At 55.7% G+C, this 22,789-nt stretch carries 25 protein-coding genes; 9 read left to right on the plus strand and 16 right to left on the minus strand.

Annotated elements, in window-relative coordinates:
- Window positions 1-35: 35 nt before the first annotated feature.
- Window positions 36-869, minus strand: coding sequence for an iron uptake transporter permease EfeU (gene efeU / locus VGM55_RS17870; RefSeq protein ID WP_061277744.1), 834 nt, complete (start codon window positions 867-869; stop codon window positions 36-38).
- Window positions 870-1,200: 331 nt separating this feature from the next.
- Window positions 1,201-2,709 (minus strand): sodium/proline symporter PutP, encoded by a 1,509-nt coding sequence (gene putP / locus VGM55_RS17875; RefSeq protein WP_154184904.1) that lies wholly within the window; start codon window positions 2,707-2,709, stop codon window positions 1,201-1,203.
- 426 nt (window positions 2,710-3,135) lie between these two features.
- On the opposite strand from putP, the gene putA reads away from it, so the two are divergent.
- Both putA and VGM55_RS17885 read left to right on the plus strand, forming a co-directional pair.
- A complete protein-coding gene (putA, locus tag VGM55_RS17880) occupies window positions 3,136-7,098 on the plus strand; it encodes a trifunctional transcriptional regulator/proline dehydrogenase/L-glutamate gamma-semialdehyde dehydrogenase (RefSeq protein ID WP_331636186.1) in 3,963 nt (1,320 codons plus the stop codon).
- Window positions 7,099-7,311: 213 nt separating this feature from the next.
- Entirely contained in the window at window positions 7,312-7,704 is a 393-nt protein-coding gene (locus VGM55_RS17885) for a lysozyme inhibitor LprI family protein (RefSeq protein ID WP_038473834.1), read from the plus strand.
- A 6-nt stretch (window positions 7,705-7,710) separates the two neighbouring features.
- Here the strand turns inward: VGM55_RS17885 and rutR are convergent, their stop codons facing one another.
- The 7 genes from rutR to VGM55_RS17920 all read right to left on the minus strand — a co-directional run bounded on the left by rutR (window position 7,711) and on the right by VGM55_RS17920 (window position 11,455).
- Window positions 7,711-8,355 (minus strand): HTH-type transcriptional regulator RutR, encoded by a 645-nt coding sequence (gene rutR / locus VGM55_RS17890; RefSeq protein ID WP_154184906.1) that lies wholly within the window; start codon window positions 8,353-8,355, stop codon window positions 7,711-7,713.
- A 38-nt stretch (window positions 8,356-8,393) separates the two neighbouring features.
- Entirely contained in the window at window positions 8,394-9,329 is a 936-nt protein-coding gene (locus tag VGM55_RS17895) for a DMT family transporter (RefSeq protein WP_154184907.1), read from the minus strand.
- 105 nt (window positions 9,330-9,434) lie between these two features.
- The gene (locus VGM55_RS17900; RefSeq protein WP_331636188.1) at window positions 9,435-9,770 is read right to left on the minus strand and encodes a DUF1493 family protein; all 336 of its coding nucleotides are present in this window, start codon (window positions 9,768-9,770) and stop codon (window positions 9,435-9,437) included.
- A gap of 17 nt (window positions 9,771-9,787) precedes the next feature.
- Window positions 9,788-10,120, minus strand: a complete 333-nt coding sequence (locus VGM55_RS17905; protein ID WP_331636189.1) for a DUF1493 family protein — start codon at window positions 10,118-10,120, stop codon at window positions 9,788-9,790.
- A complete protein-coding gene (locus VGM55_RS17910) occupies window positions 10,114-10,557 on the minus strand; it encodes an STM2901 family protein (RefSeq protein WP_331636190.1) in 444 nt (147 codons plus the stop codon). The genes VGM55_RS17905 and VGM55_RS17910 overlap by 7 nt, the downstream gene beginning before the upstream one ends.
- 11 nt (window positions 10,558-10,568) lie before the next feature.
- Window positions 10,569-11,054, minus strand: a complete 486-nt coding sequence (locus VGM55_RS17915; RefSeq protein ID WP_331636191.1) for an Hcp family type VI secretion system effector — start codon at window positions 11,052-11,054, stop codon at window positions 10,569-10,571.
- 227 nt (window positions 11,055-11,281) lie between these two features.
- On the minus strand, window positions 11,282-11,455 hold the full coding sequence (locus VGM55_RS17920; RefSeq protein WP_061277739.1) for a general stress protein: 174 nt from the start codon (window positions 11,453-11,455) through the stop codon (window positions 11,282-11,284).
- A gap of 378 nt (window positions 11,456-11,833) precedes the next feature.
- Between VGM55_RS17920 and wrbA the strand changes: the two genes are divergently transcribed.
- Both wrbA and VGM55_RS17930 read left to right on the plus strand, forming a co-directional pair.
- Window positions 11,834-12,430, plus strand: a complete 597-nt coding sequence (gene wrbA / locus VGM55_RS17925) for an NAD(P)H:quinone oxidoreductase (RefSeq protein WP_331636192.1) — start codon at window positions 11,834-11,836, stop codon at window positions 12,428-12,430.
- 11 nt (window positions 12,431-12,441) lie between these two features.
- Window positions 12,442-12,669 (plus strand): YccJ family protein, encoded by a 228-nt coding sequence (locus VGM55_RS17930; protein WP_154184910.1) that lies wholly within the window; start codon window positions 12,442-12,444, stop codon window positions 12,667-12,669.
- 35 nt (window positions 12,670-12,704) lie between these two features.
- On the opposite strand, the gene agp is transcribed toward VGM55_RS17930, so the two are convergent.
- Together agp and VGM55_RS17940 are read right to left on the minus strand one after the other, a co-directional pair.
- Entirely contained in the window at window positions 12,705-13,949 is a 1,245-nt protein-coding gene (gene agp / locus VGM55_RS17935; RefSeq protein ID WP_331636193.1) for a bifunctional glucose-1-phosphatase/inositol phosphatase, read from the minus strand.
- A 94-nt stretch (window positions 13,950-14,043) separates the two neighbouring features.
- Entirely contained in the window at window positions 14,044-14,925 is an 882-nt protein-coding gene (locus VGM55_RS17940; RefSeq protein ID WP_154184912.1) for an HARLDQ motif MBL-fold protein, read from the minus strand.
- Between the two features lie 74 nt (window positions 14,926-14,999).
- Between VGM55_RS17940 and VGM55_RS17945 the strand changes: the two genes are divergently transcribed.
- The 4 genes from VGM55_RS17945 (at window position 15,000) to VGM55_RS17960 (ending at window position 17,652) form a co-directional block, all read left to right on the plus strand.
- Complete coding sequence (locus VGM55_RS17945) at window positions 15,000-15,902, plus strand: LysR family transcriptional regulator (protein ID WP_331636212.1); 903 nt, start codon at window positions 15,000-15,002, stop codon at window positions 15,900-15,902.
- Window positions 15,903-15,969: 67 nt separating this feature from the next.
- Window positions 15,970-16,419 (plus strand): helix-turn-helix domain-containing protein, encoded by a 450-nt coding sequence (locus VGM55_RS17950; RefSeq protein ID WP_331636213.1) that lies wholly within the window; start codon window positions 15,970-15,972, stop codon window positions 16,417-16,419.
- A 173-nt stretch (window positions 16,420-16,592) separates the two neighbouring features.
- Window positions 16,593-17,381: an SDR family NAD(P)-dependent oxidoreductase gene (locus VGM55_RS17955; RefSeq protein ID WP_154184913.1), complete on the plus strand. Its 789-nt coding sequence runs from the start codon at window positions 16,593-16,595 to the stop codon at window positions 17,379-17,381.
- Window positions 17,382-17,502: 121 nt separating this feature from the next.
- Window positions 17,503-17,652 (plus strand): hypothetical protein, encoded by a 150-nt coding sequence (locus VGM55_RS17960; RefSeq protein WP_154184914.1) that lies wholly within the window; start codon window positions 17,503-17,505, stop codon window positions 17,650-17,652.
- Here the strand turns inward: VGM55_RS17960 and VGM55_RS17965 are convergent.
- From VGM55_RS17965 to folE2, 5 genes are read right to left on the minus strand one after another with little or no spacing between them, the layout of a single operon-like run.
- The gene (locus VGM55_RS17965) at window positions 17,649-18,647 is read right to left on the minus strand and encodes an iron ABC transporter permease (protein ID WP_331636194.1); all 999 of its coding nucleotides are present in this window, start codon (window positions 18,645-18,647) and stop codon (window positions 17,649-17,651) included. The genes VGM55_RS17960 and VGM55_RS17965 overlap by 4 nt on opposite strands.
- Window positions 18,647-19,597, minus strand: a complete 951-nt coding sequence (locus tag VGM55_RS17970) for an ABC transporter substrate-binding protein (RefSeq protein WP_331636214.1) — start codon at window positions 19,595-19,597, stop codon at window positions 18,647-18,649. The genes VGM55_RS17965 and VGM55_RS17970 overlap by 1 nt, the downstream gene beginning before the upstream one ends.
- 19 nt (window positions 19,598-19,616) lie before the next feature.
- Complete coding sequence (locus tag VGM55_RS17975) at window positions 19,617-20,408, minus strand: ABC transporter ATP-binding protein (RefSeq protein ID WP_154184916.1); 792 nt, start codon at window positions 20,406-20,408, stop codon at window positions 19,617-19,619.
- Between the two features lie 2 nt (window positions 20,409-20,410).
- On the minus strand, window positions 20,411-20,971 hold the full coding sequence (locus VGM55_RS17980; protein ID WP_039301689.1) for a carbonate dehydratase: 561 nt from the start codon (window positions 20,969-20,971) through the stop codon (window positions 20,411-20,413).
- A complete protein-coding gene (folE2, locus tag VGM55_RS17985; RefSeq protein ID WP_414648292.1) occupies window positions 20,961-21,890 on the minus strand; it encodes a GTP cyclohydrolase FolE2 in 930 nt (309 codons plus the stop codon). Before folE2 ends, VGM55_RS17980 begins: the two co-directional genes overlap by 11 nt.
- 248 nt (window positions 21,891-22,138) lie before the next feature.
- Between folE2 and VGM55_RS17990 the strand changes: the two genes are divergently transcribed.
- Entirely contained in the window at window positions 22,139-22,750 is a 612-nt protein-coding gene (locus VGM55_RS17990) for a methylthioribulose 1-phosphate dehydratase (RefSeq protein WP_154184918.1), read from the plus strand.
- The last annotated feature ends 39 nt before the right edge of the window (window positions 22,751-22,789 follow it).

Raw genomic sequence — 22,789 nt, forward strand, 5'->3', positions numbered from 1 at the left:
TATCACTAAACGGCGGGCGGGCCGCCGGAAATCAATTAACGAGCCGTATTGGTCGCCTGGTGGTTCACGCGCGGCGGCATAAAGAACAGCACCAGCGCCGGAATCAGATAGATGAAATACATCGCCACTTCGCTCACGGTTGGGGTTTCCTGGTAGCCAAAAATCCCCTCCAGCAGCGTGCCGGTCAGCGAGTGGGTGGAGAGCGTGTTGCTCATATCGAATGCGATATCCTGGAAGTGGTTCCACAGCCCCGCTTCGTGGAATGCACGAACCGCCCCTGCGGCAAGTCCGGCGGCCACCAGCAGAATAAACAGGCTGGTCCATTTAAAGAATGCGCCAAGGTTGAGACGAATACCGCCCCAATAAATCAGGAAGCCAAGCACAACCGCGGTAGCCAGGCCAAGCATCGCGCCCAGCGGTGGCCAAATGCCGACGTCCTGCTGGAAAGCCGCCAGCAGGAAGAACACCGACTCCAGGCCTTCGCGCGCCACGGCGAAAAAGACCATCATGATCAGCGCCCAGCCGTGGTTGCCTTTGCTGTGCAGCGCGTTATCAACCGCCTGCTCCAGCTGCACTTTGACGTTGCGGGACACTTTACGCATCCAGAACACCATCCAGGTGAGGATAAACACGGCAATCACCGCCACAATCCCCTCAAACAGCTCCTGCTCTTTCTGCGGGAACTCGCCGGTGGTTTCATTGATAAAGATCCCAAGGCCCAGGCAGAGCGCGGCGGCGGCGAAGACGCCAATCCACATCACGGCGATCCACTGGCCGCGCTGGGTACGTTTCAGGTAGCTGGCAATCAGGCTGACGATGAGCGCCGCCTCCAGCCCTTCACGCAACATGATGAGAAACGGAACAAACATGCCTGACACCTCAGATGTGAATACAAGTCAATTGACGTAAAGAAAAGTAAACCATAACGATTGTGATTATCATTAGCACTGAAAAGAAAAACAAGAGACGGGGATGACATATTTATGACCAGATGTAAAAAGGGCCGGATTAACCGGCCCTTCAGACTGATGACAAACCTCTGGCGAGAGAGGAAATATCAGACGGCTCGTTAAAAAATCAGGAAAATCAATTCATTGATTTTCGGCTGATAACCACAAAGAGGGAAAAACCACGCTTTTTTCCTCTTTGTCAGCAACCTATAAAGGGCCGGATTATCCGGCCCCTGTAAAACATCGTCTGTTAGTCGGTCTGCAATTTACCCGGAGGCGGAGTGTGATAAACCGCATCCGCTTCGGCAAAACGCTTCTGCATGGAGGCCGACGGCGCTTTGCCCATCAGGCTCACCACCACAATTGCCAGGCTCCCGAACACGAAGCCAGGTATGATTTCGTACAGCCCCAGCCAGCCAAACTGCTTCCAGATAAGCACGGTGGCAGCCCCAACAATCATCCCCACCAGCGCCCCGTTACGGGTCATACGTGACCACATCACAGAGAACAGAACCACCGGGCCAAATGCGGCACCAAATCCAGCCCAGGCGTAGCTGACCAGGCCCAGCACGCGGTTTTCCGGGTTAGCGGCAAGCGCAATCGCCACCAGCGCGACCACCAGCACCATCATGCGCCCCACCCACACCAGCTCCTTCTGGCTCGCGCCTTTACGCAGGAAAGCTTTGTACAGATCTTCGGTAATCGCGCTGGAACATACCAGCAGCTGGCAGCTCAGCGTGGACATTACCGCTGCCAGAATCGCGGAGAGCAGCACCCCGGCAATCCACGGGTTAAACAGGATTTGCGCCAGCTCGATAAACACCCGCTCGCCGTTCTGCGTCACCGCTCCGGCCTGCTCAGGGTTGTTATTAAAGTAGGCAATGCCGAAGAAGCCCACCGCGCAGGCACCCGCCAGGCAGAGGATCATCCAGGTCATGCTGATGCGACGTGCGTTCACGATGGTGTGGTGTGAATCTGCCGCCATAAAGCGCGCCAGGATATGCGGCTGGCCGAAGTAGCCCAGGCCCCAGCCCATCAGGGAAACGATGGCGACAAAGTTCAGCCCTTTCAGCATGTCGACGTTTTCGATGCTCTTCTGCTTAATGACCATCAGAGAATCATCGAGGCCGCCAACCGCCGCAATCACCATCACCGGCGTCAGAATCAGCGCGAAGATCATCAGGCTGGCCTGCACGGTATCCGTCCAGCTAACCGCAAGGAATCCGCCCACAAAGGTGTAGATGATGGTCGCTGCCGCCCCTGCCCACAGCGCCGTTTCGTAGCTCATCCCGAAAGTGCTTTCAAACAGCCGCGCCCCGGCCACGATGCCGGAAGCACAGTAGATGGTGAAAAACAGCAGGATCACCAGCGCGGAGATGATGCGCAGCAGGCGGCTGGAGTCTTCAAAACGCCCGGTGAAGTAATCGGGCAGCGTCAGCGCATTGTTGTTCACTTCGGTGTGAACGCGCAGGCGCCCGGCAACCAGCTTCCAGTTAACCCAGGCCCCTAAGGTCAGGCCGATGGCTATCCAGCTTTCAGAGATACCGGAAATGAATATCGCGCCCGGTAAGCCCATTAACAGCCAGCCGCTCATATCGGAGGCGCCCGCCGACAGCGCGGTGACCACGCTCCCAAGGCTGCGGCCACCAAGAATATAATCGTCAAAGCTGCGGGTGGATCGCCAGGCGATAAAACCGATGAGAATCATGCCAAAGATATAAACCAGAAAGGTCACCAGCATCGGTGTGCTTATTGTCATTCAGACTTCTCCATAGCTATTACGCCTGCTCTCTCTGACCAGGCTGCTTCGCGCCGGAACGAGGCGCTGTGTTGTTATCGTGATGTAATGGGGAATGCATCCTGCCGGAACCCTTTATTTTTCACAAACGATTTAACACGGCATTTACATCGTTTGCATCTGCCTTAGGTAAGCATTTTTCACCAGGTTGCACTTGCTCACACTTTTCGCGGTTGCACCGTTAAAAAGTGTTAACTTCGTCGATAAATCTAGCGTTCCACCTGCCTCCCTGCCAGACGATTTTCTTATCTTACTGGTAACAAATCGCCTTTTTTGCGAGCCCATTATCGGCTTCGATTTAACAAGGTTGCACAAAGTTGCAACTTCATGGATATTGCTGGCTAACAAAGCACAACCCCGAATAATCCTTAACCTGGAGACTGTCGTATGGGCACCACCACGATGGGCGTAAAACTGGATGAAGCGACGCGCGACCGCATTAAAGAGGCCGCCTCGCGTATTGACCGCACGCCACACTGGCTGATTAAGCAGGCCATCTTTAATTACCTGGAACGCCTGGAAAGCAGCGACGATCTGCCTGAGCTTCCTGCCCTGCTGGCCGGTGCGGCCAATGAGAGCGAAGAGTCTCCGGCGCAGCCTGAAGAAGTGGCGCAGCCGTTCCTCGACTTTGCCGAGCAAATTCTGCCGCAGTCCGTCAGCCGGGCCGCGATCACCGCCGCGTGGCGTCGCCCTGAAACCGACGCAGTCCCGATGATCCTTGAGCAGGCTCGCCTGGCCCCGGCCATCGCCGAACAGACGCAAAAGCTGGCTTATCAGCTGGCCGACAAGCTGCGTAATCAGAAAACGGCTTCCGGCCGCGCGGGCATGGTTCAGAGCCTGCTGCAGGAGTTTTCTCTTTCTTCTCAGGAAGGCGTGGCGCTGATGTGTCTCGCGGAAGCGCTGCTGCGTATCCCGGATAAAGCCACCCGCGACGCGCTGATCCGCGACAAAATCAGCAACGGGAACTGGCACTCGCACATTGGCCGCAGCCCTTCGCTGTTTGTGAACGCCGCGACGTGGGGCCTGCTGTTTACCGGCCGCCTGGTTTCAACCCATAACGAAGCCAGCCTTTCCCGCTCCCTGAACCGCATCATCAGCAAAAGCGGCGAGCCGCTGGTGCGTAAAGGCGTGGACATGGCCATGCGCCTGATGGGCGAGCAGTTCGTGACCGGCGAAACCATCGCCGAAGCGCTGGCTAATGCCCGCAAGCTGGAAGAAAAAGGCTTCCGTTACTCTTACGACATGCTGGGTGAAGCCGCGCTGACCGCCGCCGACGCTCAGGCCTATATGGTCTCTTATCAGCAGGCGATCCACGCCATCGGTAAAGCTTCCAACGGCCGCGGCATTTATGAAGGCCCGGGCATCTCCATCAAGCTTTCCGCCCTGCACCCGCGCTACAGCCGCGCGCAGTACGACCGCGTAATGGAAGAGCTGTACCCGCGCCTGAAATCCCTGACGCTGCTGGCGCGCCAGTACGACGTCGGCATTAACATTGACGCCGAAGAAGCCGATCGCCTGGAGATCTCCCTCGATCTGCTGGAAAAACTGTGCTTTGAACCCGAGCTGGCGGGCTGGAACGGCATCGGCTTTGTTATTCAGGCCTACCAGAAGCGCTGCCCGTTTGTGATTGATTACCTGGTCGACCTGGCCACCCGCAGCCGTCGCCGCCTGATGATTCGCCTGGTAAAAGGCGCCTATTGGGACAGCGAAATTAAACGTGCTCAGGTTGATGGCCTTGAGGGTTACCCGGTTTATACCCGCAAGGTGTACACCGACATCTCTTACCTCGCGTGCGCCAAAAAGCTGCTGGCCGTGCCAAACCTTATCTACCCGCAGTTTGCGACCCACAACGCCCACACGCTGGCAGCGATTTATAACCTTGCCGGGCAGAACTATTATCCTGGCCAGTACGAATTCCAGTGCCTGCACGGTATGGGCGAACCGCTTTATGAGCAGGTGGTAGGGAAAGTCGCAGACGGCAAACTAAACCGCCCTTGCCGCATCTACGCCCCGGTCGGCACCCACGAAACGCTGCTGGCTTACCTGGTGCGTCGCCTGCTGGAAAACGGCGCCAACACCTCCTTCGTCAACCGCATCGCCGACGCAACCCTGCCGCTGGACGAGCTGGTTGCCGACCCGGTCAGCGCGGTTGAAGCTATGGCCGTTAAAGAAGGCCAGCCTGGGTTACCTCATCCTAAAATCGCCCTGCCGAAAGCGCTGTACGGTACAGAACGCAGCAACTCCAGCGGCCTGGATTTGGCGAACGAACACCGCCTGGCATCGCTTTCTTCCGCCCTGCTGAACAGCGCCGCGCAGAAGTGGCAGGCCACGCCTGTACTGGAACAGCCGGTTGTTGAAGGCGAATTAACGCCGGTGAAAAACCCGGCTGAACCAACGGACGTTGTGGGCTACACCCGCGAAGCAACGAGCGAAGAAGTTTCCCTCGCCCTTGAGAACGCCGTCAACCACGCGCCGATCTGGTTTGCCACCCCGCCGCAGGAACGTGCCGCTATTCTTGAACGTGCCGCCGTGATGATGGAAAGCCGTATGCAGCAGCTGATCGGCATCCTGGTGCGCGAAGCGGGTAAAACCTTCAGCAACGCCATCGCCGAAGTTCGCGAGGCGGTGGACTTCCTGCACTATTACGCAGGCCAGGTACGTGACGACTTCGACAATGAAACGCATCGTCCTCTCGGCCCCGTCGTGTGTATCAGCCCGTGGAACTTCCCGCTGGCTATCTTTACCGGCCAGATTGCCGCCGCGCTTGCCGCCGGTAACAGCGTGCTGGCAAAACCTGCGGAACAAACGCCGCTGATTGCCGCTCAGGGCGTGGCGATCCTGCTGGAAGCTGGCGTGCCTGCGGGCGTGCTGCAGCTGTTACCGGGCCGCGGTGAAACCGTAGGCGCGCAGCTGACGGGCGACCCGCGCGTGCGCGGTGTTATGTTCACCGGCTCAACCGAAGTAGCTTCCCTGCTGCAGCGCAACATCGCCGACCGCCTGGATCCTCAAGGGCGCCCAACGCCGCTGATTGCGGAAACCGGCGGTCTCAACGCGATGATCGTTGACTCCTCCGCGCTGACCGAGCAGGTTGTGGTGGACGTGGTCTCCTCTGCGTTCGACAGCGCAGGCCAACGCTGCTCCGCCCTGCGCGTACTCTGCCTGCAGGAAGACGTGGCTGACCACACGCTGCAAATGCTCCGTGGCGCGATGGCGGAATGCCGTATGGGGAACCCAGGCCGCCTGACTACCGACATCGGGCCGGTGATTGACGCCGAAGCACAGCAGAATATTGAGAAGCACATCCAGGCGATGCGCGCCAAAGGTCGCACCGTATTCCAGGCCGTGCGTGAAAACAGCGTGGACGCGCGCGAATGGCAGTCCGGCACCTTTGTGGCTCCGACCCTTATCGAACTGGAAAGCTTCGACGAGATGAAGAAAGAGGTGTTCGGCCCGGTGCTGCACGTGGTGCGCTACAGCCGCAACAATCTTGAATCGCTGATTAAGCAGATCAATGCCGCAGGTTATGGCCTGACGCTCGGCGTGCATACCCGCATCGACGAGACGATTGCCCAGGTCACCGGCTCCGCCCACGTCGGCAACATGTACGTTAACCGCAACATGGTCGGCGCCGTCGTCGGGGTTCAGCCGTTCGGTGGTGAAGGCCTGTCCGGCACCGGACCTAAAGCCGGCGGCCCGCTGTATCTGTACCGCCTTCTGGCCAGCCGTCCAGAAAATGCGCTGCAAACCACCTTTAACCGCCATGATGCGGAAACCCCGGTAGATGCGTCCCTGAAGAGCGATCTGCAGGTTGCCCATCAGGCGCTGAGCGAGTGGGCGACCAACCGCGAAGAGCTGCAAGCCGTTTGCCAGCAGTTTGGCGAACTGGCGCAAAGCGGGACGCTGCGCGTGCTGCCTGGCCCAACCGGGGAGCGCAATACCTACGCCCTGCTGCCGCGTGAACGCATTCTGTGCGTTGCCGACGACGAACGCGATGCGTTAGTGCAGCTTGCGGCGGTCACCAGCGTCGGCAGCCGCGCGCTGTGGGCGGATGACAGCCTGCACCGCAACCTGGCGAAGCAGTTGCCTAAAACCGTGCAGCAGCAGATTGATTTTGCGAAGCAGGAAGAGCTGCTGAAACAGCCGTTTGAGGCGGTGATTTACCACGGCGACTCCGACCAGCTGCGCAAACTCTGCGAAGCCGTAGCCGCCCGCACGGGCGCGATTGTTTCCGTCCAGGGCTTTGCCCGTGGCGAAAGCAATATCCTGCTTGAGCGTCTTTATGTGGAGCGCTCCCTGAGCGTGAACACCGCGGCAGCAGGCGGCAACGCCAGCCTGATGACAATCGGCTAACAGTTAGTTACGCTACGAGGGCTCTCATCTGAGAGCCCTTTTTTACTGATGACAAACAGCCGAAAAACGTGGTTTTCGACTGTTTGGTGCAAACCAGAGAACATTATTCTTTGTTTACATTAGACCAGAGCCCAGAATTTTAAGGACAATATACTTTGTCCACCGTCTCGAGGGCTCTCATCTGAGAGCCTTTTTTTATTTGAGGACAGCGAAATGAAACGCGTGTGTTTACTTGTTGGCGGGCTGCTGCTGAGCGGGGCCGCGATGGCCGATGGCTGTGATGCAGCCACCACCCAGGCCGATATGAATCAGTGCTATGCCGCAGAGTATAAAAAGCAGGACGAGCAGCTGAACAAAACCTACAAAGAAGTGATGTCCCGGGCAACCGACAAGCAAAAAGCGCAGCTTAAAAAAGCGCAGAATGCGTGGATAGCCTTCCGCGATGCGGACTGTGATTTTATGAGTTCAGGCGCGGAACAAGGTTCCGTCTACCCGATGGTGCGCGCCAACTGCCTGGCGGATAAAACGCTGGAACGTACCGAGCTGCTAAAAGGTACGCTGGAGTGCGAAGAGGGAGACGTGAGCTGCGTCCTGCCCCCTAAGTAAGCGCGATTACCTCACCCGAATCCCCTCAATAATCATCCGCTGCACGTTTTCCACCGTGCGGCGGAAGAAATCTTCGTCCTGCAGCGTATTACCGGTCACAGCCTCAACCTGGCTGGCAAAATCCGCATAGTGCTGGGTCGTGGCCCAGAGCATGAAAATAAGATGATGCGGGTCAACGGCAGCAAGCTTACCGCTAGCAACCCAGCCGGCAATGATCGCCGACTTGTCATCTACCAGGGCTTTCAGGTCCCCCGTCAGCTCGCCTTTTAGCAGCGGTGCGCCCTGCAGCATCTCCAGGCAAAAGAGCTTAGAAGCCTGCGGATAATCGCGCGAAACCTCCAGCTTGAGCCGAATGTATTCCCCAATCGCCACCAGCGGCTGCAGATCCTCACGAAAGGCACGCAGCGGCGCAAGCCAGACGTCGAGGATCTGCTTGAGCACCGCAATATAGAGCGCTTCTTTGGAAGGGTAGTAATAAAGCAGGTTAGTCTTTGAAACTTCGGCCCGCTCGGCAACCTGCTCAAGGCTGGTGCCGTGGATGCCGTATTGAGAAAAGAACGCCAGCGCAGCGTCAAGAATGGCCTGTTTTTTGGCCGCGACGGCTTTCGAGCGGCGTCCAGGGGTTTTATTGTCAGTTGCGGCTTCAGCCATGCGCGCTCTCCTTGTTGATCGCTGGCATGAATTATAGCTCAGACGCCCTCGCCTTCGGTATCTTCCTGCCAGTCGCGCGCCGCGTTCGCCGCTTTCTTGCGCTTGAGCTTCAGCTCACTAACCAGCACCCCGAGCACAATCAATGCCCCACCCAGCAGCGCAAGTACGGGCAGCCGCTCGCCAGCCATGCGGCCAAAGATCCCCGCCCAAACCGGCTCACCGGTATAAATCACCGTCGCGCGAGTCGGCGACACGCTGCGCTGCGCCCAGTTCATCGTCACCTGAATAATGGCGCTGAAAATCCCAAGCCCCAGGGCGATCGCCACCAGACCAGGGCTGAAATGCGGCACGCTTTCCCCGGCGGGGACCATCGCCGTGAACGACACCAGCGAAGCCGTCGCCAGCTGCACCACGGTGACGCGCTTGATGTCCACTTTTCCCGCCCAGGCGCTGATCAGGATTATCTCAGCGGCAATCGCCACCGCGCCGATGAGCGTGATGATTTCCCCTGCGCCCAGTGACAGGCTGGTCCCTTCCGGCCCGGCAAGAAAAATAAGACCAACAAACGCCAGAATCACTCCAATCCAGGACATCAAGCCCGGCATACGGCCAAGGCAGATCCACTGTAAAAGCGGCACAACGGGAACGTACATCGCGGTAATAAAGGCGGATTTACTGCTGGGGATGGTTTGCAGCCCCCAGGTCTGCATGCTGTAGCCGATGGCGATAGCCACGCCAATCATTACCCCCGCCTTGATTTCAAGCCAGGTTAATCCGCGCAGCGATTTCAGCGACAGCAGCCCCACGGCCACGGCAGCGGTAGCAAAGCGCAGGCCAACAAAGAAAAACGGGTCGCTCATCGTCATGGCGTACTGCACGGCCAGGAAGGTACCGCCCCAGAACATGGTGATGAGGATAAGCAGCGCTTCCTGCGGCTTAACGGAGAATTTATAACGGCTTAATGGCGCAGACATGAGGGAGACCGGAAACATCAGGGTGAAAGTCGAGGGTCTATAGTGCTTCCAGTCACATTTTGTTGCAATGGGAAAATAGAAAACCGCCTTTAAAGGCGGCTTTGCTTAGTCGAATAGCCATTTTCCTGCCCGGGCTGATTCAATAATCATTTGCACCGTCAATGGTTTTACCTCTGGTTCCGGCGAGGGTATTTTTTGCCAGAATGGATATTCCCGCTCCAGGTAATTACTGACATCAAAATTTGAATGTTCAATGCTGAAATGTTCAAACAGATCGGATAAAAAATCACACGCATCTTCCGGCACAAATTCAAAGTCATCCAACAGCGTCCATTCTTTAGTGACTTGTTTAACTTCCGGTCTGAACCAGCGTACTCTTATCGGGTAATGTTTCATTATGTACCCAATAACTTCCGCTTCAAAATCTCTGTTTTCCGTCATCAGAAATATATCCATTGTCAGTTATACAACCAAACACCCGCTCTTGCTGATTCTGCCAGCATACGAAGTGTTAAGGGTTTGGGTTCCTCATCATCACCTCCACAGGTACACAGCGCGAATAAAAAGAAGGTTTCAGCGGGCCAGTACTTATAAAAGTCGAAACCGGCAGGGTCAACATTAAATCGCTCAAAATACGCTTTCATAATATCCTCTCCCGTTTCACTCGCCCAAACACGATCGCCAGTGCTTAAGCTCGTCTCGATCGTGACAGGCCAGCGTTTACCGGAAAATAATCCCGGTTTATTAAAACGCTCATTGTACCAGGCGATCACATCACTATCGGTCACCATAACTTGTCCTTTCCCCTTGCTATGGTGTTATATTTCGTGGTTGCTTTATAGGCAATGGTTGAAACATCAGAGGCGATAATAAAGATCCCAAGAATAGGGATCCACCGCCCTACGAATGCGCCCAAATTTGTCACATAGGCAAACTTTAATCTTTTAATACTGCCAGTGGTTAAAGTGGGTAAGCGTCTGGTTTCAATATTCAGATAATGGCGTAGCTGTGAACTAAGAATAGATGTTCCAAGAGTCGCGCCAATAGGCTTACCTCTCGTTGTTATCTCTGGCTGGCCTAATAAAACCAGACCAACAGTCAGAAAATCTTGCACGCCAAACTGTTCACTTGCTTCATCAAGAAAGATCCAGAACAATAATTCACCAGCAGATAGGTTAGAATAGCCCCTATAAAAATACGTTCCGTTGAGTTCTTCAACTGTATCCATTAGTTTATCACCTATCCGGTTACACGCTCATTCCATGCGTCAGAGTATTTTATGTTTCCGTCAAGGTAATGCCATGTAATTTTGTCGTAGCGTAGTTGAACCTGCTCAAGATGACCTACATTTATTACCGTTTTGGTATCATGCATCATCGGGGTAACAGAGACGATCTTCACACCTTCAAGCAGCATGTTGTAATACTCCACCTCCTGCCCTGCATGATTAACTCTGTACCATTTGAATTCAGCGGATCGCAGCGTCTGGCCTGTGGCAACGGCCTTGAACAAGTACGGTGATGAACTATCAAATTCCTTTTCAAAAACTAATGCGCCGTGAACACGCGTTCCCGTCAGTTTGCCTGTAGCGCCATCGGTTGGAATGTATAGGTTATGGCTGAAAGACGTAATCTCTATGGAGTAATCTCGATTTTCAACATCAACTGAACCTTTAATGAGAGCACCACCATCATCTTTTAGCCACATATTGCCTGGTATCGCCACTTATACAATCCCTTATAGTTTCCATTGTTAATTAGCGGCAAGTGTAAACATACTCAGGTGGCAAGTAAATTATCTAATCAACTAATAAATTGAATTAATTATAAAATAATAAAAAATTATAAATATTAGCTCAGCTTTTTTTACCCAATAAAAAACCGCCGGCTAACCGGCGGCTGGGGGTATTTCGGCGCAAGCGTTAATTCGCTGTACGCTTCACGAAGTCACGGCTATTTATTCTTGCTGCCGTGGCTGTTTTTACCCCCTTTTTGACCAGCTTCTGAGGCGCGCTGCGGATCGTTTTTAAAGTTACCGCCGCTGTGCTGGCCACCTTTACGGCCTGCTTCTGATGCTCTTTCACGGTCTTCAGCGAAATTACCTGCACCACCACGATGGTTTGCCATTTCTAACCTCCGGATTTAGGACATCATCTTGCATTCAATAAAAGAGAAGTCTTTTATTGCGCGGCCAGACGAGCTTGCCGTCAACGTTACCGCGTGGGAATAAGCTTAGTGTACCGACGTGATTAAACCTCTATTCAGAAACATCCAGAAACATGCCGGGGAGCTTATGGTTTTATCCTTCAAACCTGAGGTCATAACACCCTCTTATGACTGGTCAAAAAAACACCCAGAAAAATGTTAGCTAATGCTACAGGGTGAAAATTCCGCCTGCGCTTGTGATGTATCAAGGAAAGAACACTCAGGTTTGCACTCTGCGCCACAGGTCATATCTTTAAAGGAGTGCAGCAAAACTGCAGTTCAATTGAGGAGTGAAGCAAGATGGCTAAAGTACTGGTGCTTTATTATTCAATGTATGGACACATCGAAACCATGGCTAAGGCCGTGGCAGAAGGTGCACAAAAGGTCGATGGTGCGGAAGTGACAATAAAGCGCGTGCCCGAAACCATGGCCCCGGAAGCCTTTGCTAAAGCCGGCGGCAAAACCCACACCGCGCCGGTCGCCACGCCGCAGGAGCTGGCCGATTACGACGCCATTATCTTCGGGACCCCTACCCGCTTTGGCAATATGGCGGGCCAGATGCGCACCTTCCTCGATCAGACGGGCGGGCTGTGGGCTTCCGGCGCGCTCTACGGAAAACTGGGCAGCGTGTTCAGCTCAACCGGCACCGGCGGCGGCCAGGAGCAGACCATCACCTCCACCTGGACAACGCTCGCCCACCATGGGATGGTGATTGTGCCTATCGGCTACGCGGCGCAGGAACTGTTTGATGTCTCGCAGGTGCGCGGCGGTACGCCTTACGGGGCCACAACCATTGCCGGCGGCGACGGTTCACGCCAGCCAAGCCAGGAAGAGCTGGCGATAGCCCGCTACCAGGGAAAACACGTCGCAGGTCTGGCGGTAAAACTCAAAGGTTAACGGGAGGATTAATGACAACGACGCAAGCAAAAGCCCATCACGTTGGGGAATGGGCTCGCCTACGCAACACCTCACCAGAAATTGCTGAAGCCATTTTTGAACTGGCAAAGTACGATGAAAAGCTGGCTGAAAAGATTTGGGAAGAAGGGAGCGATGAAGTCCTGCCGCTTGCCTTTGCCAAAACGGATAAGGACTCGCTTTTCTGGGGCGAACAAACCATAGAGCGCAAAAACGTTTAACCTCTCCGCTGCCCCCTTCCGGGGGCAGCATCTTCTTACTTCACGGCCTGAGTCAGCACTTCGCTAAACTTATCCCACGAGCAGTAGCCGTTGGCGTCCGTCGGGCAGCCTTCCAGCTGCAGCGTGACGCGTTGTGGCGGGTTCTTCAGGGTTAATACATCGCCATTACGCAGCTGTTCGGCGCTCTGGTAAACGTATTCCACCTTCAGCAGATCGCGGTTATTGCTCTTATCGTGCCAGCGCTGGAACAGAATGTTACCGCCAATAGGCGTACGCTCATACTGCCCCGGCAATTGATAAGGCTTGAACTGCAGCGCGGTCAGCAGCGAAGCGATGTTAGAGTCGTGGCCCACCATCAATGTTACTTTCGGGCCGGAGACGGCCTCTTTCGACGTTAACGCGTTCTGAATGTATTTCACCAGCGGTGCCGCTACGTTACGCGCGACGTCCGCCGAGGTGAACAGCGTATCCTGGTAGCCGTTTTTGAGCTGCGAAAGCACACGCCACTGCTCCGCCGTTTTGATTTTGCCCCACGCCACCTGGTCCATCGGGAAGCCTTCGTAGTATTGCAGCGTGAAAGCATCAACCAGAGCATTGCCCACTTTCAATGGCCCGCTGACGCCGGGTTCCTGAGTCGCATTCGCGCTAAAAGCATCTTTCGGGTCAGCCAGGTCACACTGCTGTTTTTCTTTACAGGTTGGCGAGTTTTTATAGCCGACGATTTGCTCCAGCAGTTTGTAGCTGTCGGCAAGCTTATATTCAGTGCGCTGCTTTTCCATCGCCTGCACGGCTTTCTCTTTAAACTCAGGCGAGGTGTTGGTGATAACCGGGTTGAACACCGGGTCCATGGTGCCCATTTTTTCCTGATGATGTACCGGCACGTCGCAGCCTGGGAAGGCGCCGGTAATGAAGAATTGTGCGGTGGCCACGGTACGCTGGAGGCTGTTGGCATAAGCATAAACGCTTTCCGGCGCCGGGCATTCACCGCTGGTCACCAGGTTCTGGCTCGCCAGCCATTCACGCATGTAGTGCCCCATATACACTTCCAGCACGCCGCCTTTAGTGGTGAGCTGCCCGCCGGGCACGTCCCATTCCGGCCACGCCTGAGCCGTAGACTGCTCAAGCACGCTGCCGTTGTTGGCCAGCGGTGCACGCAGGTTATGACGGCTCATCAGCAATACCTGTTGCAGCTGATAGCCGTCAGGCACGGTGTCCGCTTGCGCCAGGCCTGGGGCAATACAGGCGGCGGCAAGCAATGAGGCAACCATTTTTTTCTTCATGACTTATTCCTCAGGAGTGATTAATAAAATGTGAAGAATATATTGTGACAGAAAAATGACAGCCGGCCTGCCCGGCAGATCGCAAAAAGCCCTATTATTCCGTTTGTTGTTTCAGCTGCGCTTCAAAGCGCTGCCGGGAGAGATCCACGTAGCGTTGTAACCCGTCCCTGTCGATAAACGCCTTGCTATCTCCGGCGGCAAGGCGGGCCTGTTTAGCTGCCAGGCTGAAACGCTCCCCTTTATTCGCCACAAAAATGTCGACCTTTTGCGCGGCGAGGGTGACAAAGCTATGGCGAATATCGTTCACCAGCGTCGGGTAATTTTTATTCCCGATCAAATGATAGTCCGGTGTGGCAAGGCTGTCGGCGTAGATAAGCTTGCTACCGCCCGGTAGCGTAAACAGCCACGAAGTGCTTCCCGGCAAGTGCCCCGGCGTCAGCAACGCGGTCACGGTAATGCCGCCCAACGTCAGCGTGTCGCGGTCATGAATAATCTTGTCCGCGGTAACCGGTGGGAAAGGCAACGCGTCACCCAGTGCGAAATCGTCCCTTCCCCCTCGCGCCATTTGCTCTGCATTTGCCTTGCTGGCAATAAGCTTTGCCCCGCTCCACTGTTTGAGCCGGGCGATGCCACCCGCCTGATCCAGACGAGCATGGCTATTGAGAATGAAGCGCACATCACGAATATCAAAACCAAGCGCGGCAATATTACTCTTGATGCCCTCCGCGCTGGCCTCTAACGCGCCGTCCACCAGGATGTGTCCCTCAGGCGTGGTAATTAGAATGGACGAGAGATTTTCGGTTCCGACATACCACACGTTTTCCGCCATGCGAAACGGCTTAACCGGTTTTGCCCACCCTTCAAACAGCGAGTATGGCGGTGCGGCTGAGAGTGGCTGAGTCGGATTTAACGCAGCAAAGCTGCTGGCGGACAGGGTCGAAATCAGGCAGGTAAACAACAGGCTATAGCGATTCATGGAGAGCTCCTTTTTGTCAGGAGGCGCAGTATAATGCCGGGCAATTTAGTGTGATGCAATTGAGAGCCGATATCGTGAACATCCTGCAATTAGACATGAATCTGCTGAAAGTGCTGTACGTGATGCTCACCACCGGCTCAACCAGCCGAACGGCTCAGAAGCTTGCGCTTAGCCCGTCTGCAGTTAGCCATGCCCTCGCCCGCCTGCGTGAGGCATTGGGCGATCCGCTCTTTCGCCGGGAAGGAAACGCCCAGGTGCCAACGCCCTTTGCGCTGGGCATTAAAGAGCGCTTAATCCCGCTGTTCGTTTCGCTCAATGAAGAACTGTTTGGTGAAGAGCACGCAGAAGAGCGCCGCTTTCGCCTTGTGCTGCCTCCGGCGCTAAACGTGCTGCTAACCCCTGAACTTGCCAGCAAAGGCCATCAGGCCGGTGCCATCATCGAGTGCCTGACCTTTGAACGGCGAGCCTGGCGGGATGAGCTGCTGGAAGGCAAAATAGATTTGCTGCTTGCCGTCGGCGATCACCAAAAGCGCGTCAGCGCGCTGCATTATGACCGCATAGGCCGCACGCGGCTGATCGCCGTTTTCGGCCAGCCGCTGTACGCCAGGCTTAGCGGGCGTGAAGCTCTGGCCTTCGACGAGCTGGCGCAGTTTGAGCACTTCTACTGCCACCCCTGGCCGCAGGACGTTAACGAACTCGATCGCCAGCAGGCGCGAGCCGGGCTCGGGCGTCGGCTGGCGTTTACCTGTAGCGACTATGGCCAGCTTGCGCCCGCATTGCGTTACGCCCCGCTGATGGCTATTGTGCCTGCCCCGTGGTTTGCCACGCTCAATGACAAAGCCCAGCTTTTTACGCTGCCGCTTTCCGGTGACCAGGCTGTGGGTAGCCTGTTTTTGCAGTACCGGACGTCAACCGTGGAATGGAAGCTCCGGCTGATAGCCAGCCTGCGCCGCACGCTCACCGCCTGGTACCGCTGAAATTGGCGCTCAGTTTCCCGACAAAAAAGTTTTATAATAGAACCTGTAGATCCCACCAGGAGGAATGATGAAACGTAAAAGCCTTGAAGACAGCGTCTGTTCGGTTGCCCGCACGCTGGACGTGATCGGCGACTGGTGGTCACTGCTTATCGTGCGCGATGCGCTGAACGGCATGTCTCGCTTCGGTGAATTCCAAAAGAACCTCGGCATCGCCAAAAATATGCTGACCATTCGCCTCAAACAGCTCGTCGACAACGGCATTTTTGAGCTTCGCCCGGCCTCGGACGGCAGCGCCTGGAGCGAGTACGTGCTGACGGAGAAAGGCCGGGCGTTGCAAACCGTGCTGGCCGCCCTTTCCCAGTGGGGCTGCGAAAATCTGTATGCCAAAGATGAGACGCGCAGCGTACTGGTAGACAGCCAGCAGCATCGCCCCATCCGCAAGCTGACCCTGCAGGCCGAAGACGGCCGCGAGCTGCAGCCGGGCGAAATCGTCACTCGGGCACGCCATTCCTCCTGACAAGTAAGCACTTGTTATTCAGGTGCTTAGCAATTCCCCTTTTACCCATTCCTGCGCATAACGAAAAAACCACCCGCAAATTGGTTGCATAATTAAACCTTTACCCCTACATTTTCGACAAGGTTTCATAATGAAACCAAATCAACGTTACTCTATTTCTTATGAGGTGTTTTATGGCTAATTCTCGTTCCGTCGCGGTGATTACCGGCGCGTCTTCTGGTATTGGTGCGGTTTATGCCGATCGTTTTGCCGCCAGAGGTTTTGATTTGCTGCTGGTTGCCCGGCGCGAAGATCGCCTGCGCGATCTTGCCGCAAAGCTTGAGGCTCGCCACGGCATCACCGTGACCACGCTAAAGGCGGACCTGGTTAACGATCGGGATATTGCCGCAGTAGAAGAAGCGCTCAAGGATCCACGCATTAGCGTGCTGGTTAACAACGCCGGTACCGCGCATATGGCGCCTTTCACCTCAGGAGATGCCGAATTGCACCAGAGCGATATAACGTTAAATATCACGGCATTAACCCGACTTAGCTTAGCGGCGCTAAAACTATTTCAAACATTACATCGTGGGACACTGATTAATATCGCGTCGGTTCTGTCACTGCATGCCCGGGCGGGAAGTGCCGTTTACAGCGGAACGAAAGGATATGTGCTGAACTTCACCCGCGGGTTACAAGAAGAGGTTGAAGGGAGCAACATTCATATCCAGGCCGTACTTCCTGCCGCTACGGCCACAGAAATTTGGACGCTATCCGGCATGCCGATGGAAACATTACCAGAAGGCTCAATAATGACTGCTGAAGATATGGTTGATGCGGCCCTGGTCGGCCTGGACAAAGGAGAAACGATTTCCATGCCCCCACTGCATGACGAACAACTTTGGGAGGCCTACGAAAAAGCTCGCCTCGCTTTATTTGGTGCTTCTCGCACGGGCATTCCGGCACCTCGCTATACGCGTTAATCTTTCAGGGCAGATGTCAGGCGGCATCTGCCCTGTTTTCCGGAACAAAACGCCGGTCATTTACTGACAGCTCGTGATGTCTCGCTATAATGAGGCAAATTCCTGTCAATATGATGCTGTGATGAAACTGTTTTACTATTCAGCCGCGGGCATGGTTGCTGCGCTGATTGTGCTCTGGGGAGCGCTGATTCTGGACAGCGCCAATATCCTGCAGCAAATGTCAGTGTTGATGCATTACATAGAATATCTGTTTAAACCCAGCGAACGCTAGCGTCGGGCAACCATCACCACAATAAACAGCCCGCCAATGCCTGCGGTAATAATGCCGATGGGCAGCTCCTGCGGCGCGACCAGCACCCGGCTGACGATGTCCCCCCCGCACAGCAAACTCGCCCCCGCTAATGCGCACAACGGCAGAAGCCGAGCGTGCCTGATTGCCGAAAAATGTCGGCAGAGATGCGGCACCATCAGCCCGACAAAGCCAATCACGCCGGTCAGCGCCACGAAGATAGCGGTCGAAAAGGCACAGCACAGGAAGATCTCGGTGCGCAGGCGGTTAACGTTAATACCCAACGAAAATGCCGTGCGATCGCCCGCCAGCAGCCCGTCAAGCGAGCGCCACCGCAGCAGGCAAAACGCGGCCAGCAGCAAAAGTCCGGCCAGCGCAAAGCCCAGATTGTCCCACCGTGCCAGCCCCAGGCCACCGAGCGACCAGAACAACACCGAGCTGGCCGTGCGCTGATCGCCGGCAAAAATCAGGTAGCTGGTTAACGCGCCGAACAAAAAGGAGATGGCCAGCCCACAAATAATCAGCGTTTCCGCTCCCCGCTCGCGCTTCAGTTGGAACAAGGACAGCACCGCAACGGAAGAAAGCAGCCCGCCACAAAAGGCCGCCACCGGCAGCGTCCAGGCGCCGAAGAAGTCGCCAAAGCGGGTAAAAACCAGCACAGCCCCGGCAGAAGCGCCGGAAGATAGCCCGAACAAAAAAGGATCCGCCAGCTCATTGCGCGTGGCGGTTTGTAGCAAAGCGCCGACCACGGCAAGCCCCGCCCCGGTCATCAGGGCCAGCAGCGTTCTTGGCAGCCGAATATCCAGCACAATGCCGCGAGTCATCGGTGAAACGTCCTGAGCCGTGGGCTGCAGCGCGCTTGCCACCTGATGCAAACTCAGCCGGACCGAGCCTTCGGTCAGGCTGAGCGCCGCAAAAAATACGATCAGAAACACGGCCAGGCACGTGGCCCGGCCGTAGCGGGAAGCTATAAACATCACAGGGCCGCGAACAGAACGTGCGCGAGCTTCTCTACCGCAGCAATATTTGCCGGGCCGGGCGTTAACTCAGCGTACTGCAGCTTAAGGTAACGGTGCTGTTTAACCGCCGGGGTGAGCTTCATCAGCGGATGGTGCTCAAGGAACTGGCGTAGCGAATCCGCACCGCCGCCGTTTTGGTAATCCAGCAGGATGATGACATCCGGCTCGGCTGCCGCCACGCTTTCCCAGGATGTTGTGCCCCAACTGGTGTCCAGCCCTTCCATTGCGTTTTTACCACCTGCGGCCTCGATAATGGCCTGCGGCATGGCGTATTTCCCGCTGGTAAACGGCTTATCCTCGCCGGAGTCGTAGACAAACACGTTCAGCGGCTTCGCGCCCTGCTTCGCTTTAGGGAGTGCCGCAAGCCGCGCTTTCCAGCCATCAACCAGCTTCTGAGCAGCCTCTGCCTTACCAAATATTTTGCCCAGCGTAAGCTCATCGTTATAGAGCAGATCCAGGGTCGCTTTGGTTTTGCTTTCGCCGGAAATCGCGCAGCTTTCGCTGAGCACAAATGTTTTGATGCCGTATTTCGCCAGACTTTGGGGAGTTACATCGCCCCCCACCTTCATGCCGTAATTCCAGCCGGCAAAGAAGAAGTCGGGTTCGGCGGCCAGCAGCGTTTCAAGCGAGGGATATTTGGGCGCAAGCTCAGGGATCGTCCCCATTTTCTGCTTAAATTCTGGCGTCATTTTGTACCAGCCGGAGATGCCCGTCAGGCCCACAATCTGCGGTTGCAAATGGAGGGCGAAAGCCATCTCTGACATGTTCAGGTCATTTATTACCGCACGCTTAGGCGGCGCGTTAAACACCACGGGTTTACCGCAGCTATTAATGGTCGCAGGGAACCCCGAGGCCAAAGCCGCGGTGGAAGCAAAGGCAAGCAGCATGCCGGAGGCAATTTTTAACATCATAGCGATCCCTGAAAGTTTACTGTTGGCGTGAGGATTCAAAAAAACGGACTCGCCTGCCTTGCTGGCCGGGATGCTCCACGGTAAAGCTATCGAGGCCAAAGACGGGGCGAAGGGTTTGGGTACTCAGGGCAGCGTCAGGCACGTTAAAAGCCCGCTGTTGCCCCGCGGACAAAATAAGGACTTTGTCGGCAAACCCTTCGATTAAGTTGAGATCGTGCAGGACGGCAATAACCGTGGTACCGCGAGCTTTCACCAGCGTCAGCAGTTCTTCCCGCGCCGCCAGATCAAGGTGGTTGGTCGGCTCATCCAGCAGCAGCAGCCGTGAAGTTTGCGCCAGCGTTCGCGCCAGAATCGCCCGCTGCCGTTCACCGCCGGACAGGCAGGCCAGCGATTTATGCCGCATCCCAAGCACACCCACCTCTTTCATCGCGCCACAAACAATGCAGCGGTGTTCTGGCTCAGGCATATCCCGGGCAAACGGGAGCCGCCCAAGCGCGACATAATCTTCGATGGACAGGCGCAAATCAGGGAGATCGTTTTGCGACATGACCGCCACGAGCTTCGCCCGCAGCAGCGGATTGAGCTTATTTAAGGGGCGGCCCGCAAGCGTAATCTCCCCTTCAACCTTTAGCTCCTGGCTCAGCGCCCGCAGCAGCGACGTTTTACCGCTGCCGTTGGGCCCAATCACGCTGAGGCGCTCGCCTTTTTGCAGGTGAAAATTAATCGCCACCGGCCAGACTGCGCCCTGCGGACGGGCAATCGCCCGCAGGGAAACGCTCAACTCTGGCTCTGCGGATGAAAGAGACATACTCAGAACTCGTTGCGCAGCAGCTGGTAACCTTCCACCAGCTTGACGTTGGTATTGGCCACCTCTTCAGAAAACTGAACAGACGCAGGGTCAACGCGTGAATATTGGGTTAAATCAGAGTCTGGCCCTACGCGCTCGGTAGACGGAATATACGTTTGCTTCGGCAGCGTGACGCCATCCACCACCGCGTTATAGCGAATGACGCAGCCGGTTTGTACGTGGCAGTTGAACAACACGCTGTTGAAACCGATAAACACCCGCTCATCGACCCGGCAAGGGCCGTGGACAATTGCCCGGTGCGCAATCGACGTGCCGCTGCCAATGGTCACCGGGGCGCCACTTTTAGAGTGAATCACTACGCCGTCCTGAATATTCGAATGGGAATGGATAACGATAGGGTCCATGTCTCCTTCGGCGTTCAGTTCGTCGGCGCGGATCACCGCATAAGGCCCGACATACACATAGTCATGAATAATGACCCGGCCACAAATGACCGCCGTAGGGTCGATATACGCTTTGGGAGAGACCTGCGGCAGATGGCCTGACGGGTTTTTACGCAACATGGTGATTTCCTGTCCAGTGAATATGAGCCACCGCATTGTGCGCATGGAGGCTTTCCTGATGCTCAACGCGGAGAGTAAAAGCGGCGCTGAAAGGCGCGTCCAGCATCGCCTTGTTCAGGCGGCGAGCGGCGTCTTCGCAAAACATCAAATTTTGTCCGTTGGCCAGGGCGAAAGCCTGTTCGTCGCTGCGCTTAACCACCGTCTGCACCGCCGTTCCAAGCGCGGCCTCGCCGCGGTCGATAAGCTCCTCGAAAGGCAGCGTGGCAACTTCCGGCTTCAGCCGGCAGCTAACCCACGCCCAGCTTCTCTGGCTGTGGGGCGTGCCCGGCATCCCCTTCTCGCCCAGCCAGGCCATCATCTCTTCCACAGAGATGTTGTCGCTTCGCCCGGCAAAGTCCCGCTGAAACTGCCGCTGAGCGAGATTGCGGCTCAGTGCCGCCGATGCCGGACAGGTGGACGAATACGGGATCCCCACCCGGATCGTGACGGTAAAAACGTCCCCACGCTCCGCCAGAATACGGATGGGATAAGCCTTCCAGCCAAAGTGGTTTGAGGTTAAAGATTTGCGGGATAGCAGCATTTCGCCGGTAATTTCCACGCTGGCGCGGTCGCTGCTGCGCTGGTGCGAAACCAAAAATTCACCCAATAAATGGCGCAATACCGCCGGCGTAATTTCGCCCTGGGTTAGCTCGTCCAGCAGCAAATAGATCCGGGACATATGAATGCCCTTTTCCGCTTCCGGGGAATTGAGAAGATTGATCCCGGCGTTGACTTTCGCCGCCAGCGGGCGGCCAGCCACCTCCACCGGAAGATCGATTTGTTCCATGCCGACCCAGGACAGGGCCGTGTCGAATTCGTGGCTTCTGAGTGACTGAATATCAGGCAGCGTTTTAGGGCATAACATTGGGGTGACCGTCATAGCGTGCATCGTCTTATTGTTAATTTGTTACGTTATAACATAACAAAAGCAGTCTATGCAAAGCGACGTTTCGACTGTAGAGCGAAACCGTCCAGTCACAGGAGAAAACTCGGTGAAAAACCGCTGATTTGCTCGATATATCTTATAACCCGGCAAGTGTTGCCCGTGTGTTCACACAATGATAGCATCATGTAAACAGCCATTTAGACGGCTAGACAGTTAAACTAAAAAGCATTGAGGAATACTGTATGTGGCAAGAAAGACTCGCGCAGTTGGTCACCACCTGTCATTGGATCGGCGCTAAAGGCTGGGCCCCGGCAACCGGCGGCAATATGTCTATTCGTCAGGATGCCGAGTGGTGCTGGCTGAGTGAATCCGGGCGCGACAAAGGCAGCCTGACCAGCGAGGATTTTCTTCAGGTAGATATCGCCACCAATCAGGCGCCATCGGGGCGTAAACCTTCTGCCGAAACCGGGCTGCACACGCTGGTTTATCGTCTCTTCCCCGAGGCAAACGTCGTACTTCACGTCCACACCGTGAATGCCACCGTCCTGTCGCGGATTGAGAAAGGCCCGGCCCTGAACATCAGCGGCTATGAAATGCAAAAAACCCTTACCGGCCAACAGTCGCACCTCAACACGGTGCCGATTGCTATCTTCGATAACGATCAGGACATCGACGCGCTGGCAAAACGCATTGAACAGCATGCCGAACAGACTCCCCTGAACTACGGTTTCCTGCTGCGTGGTCACGGCCTGACCTGCTGGGGTAAAGACGTGAACGAAGCGCGTCGCCAGCTTGAGGGACTCGAATTCCTGTTTGAATGTGAAATGCAGCGCCGCCTGTACGAGCGCGATTAATCGCCGTATTTCTGTTTCTGTTCGCTAGCGTGAGGCTTG

This window comes from Cedecea sp. (genome assembly GCF_036500665.1).
Classification (GTDB): domain Bacteria; phylum Pseudomonadota; class Gammaproteobacteria; order Enterobacterales; family Enterobacteriaceae; genus Cedecea.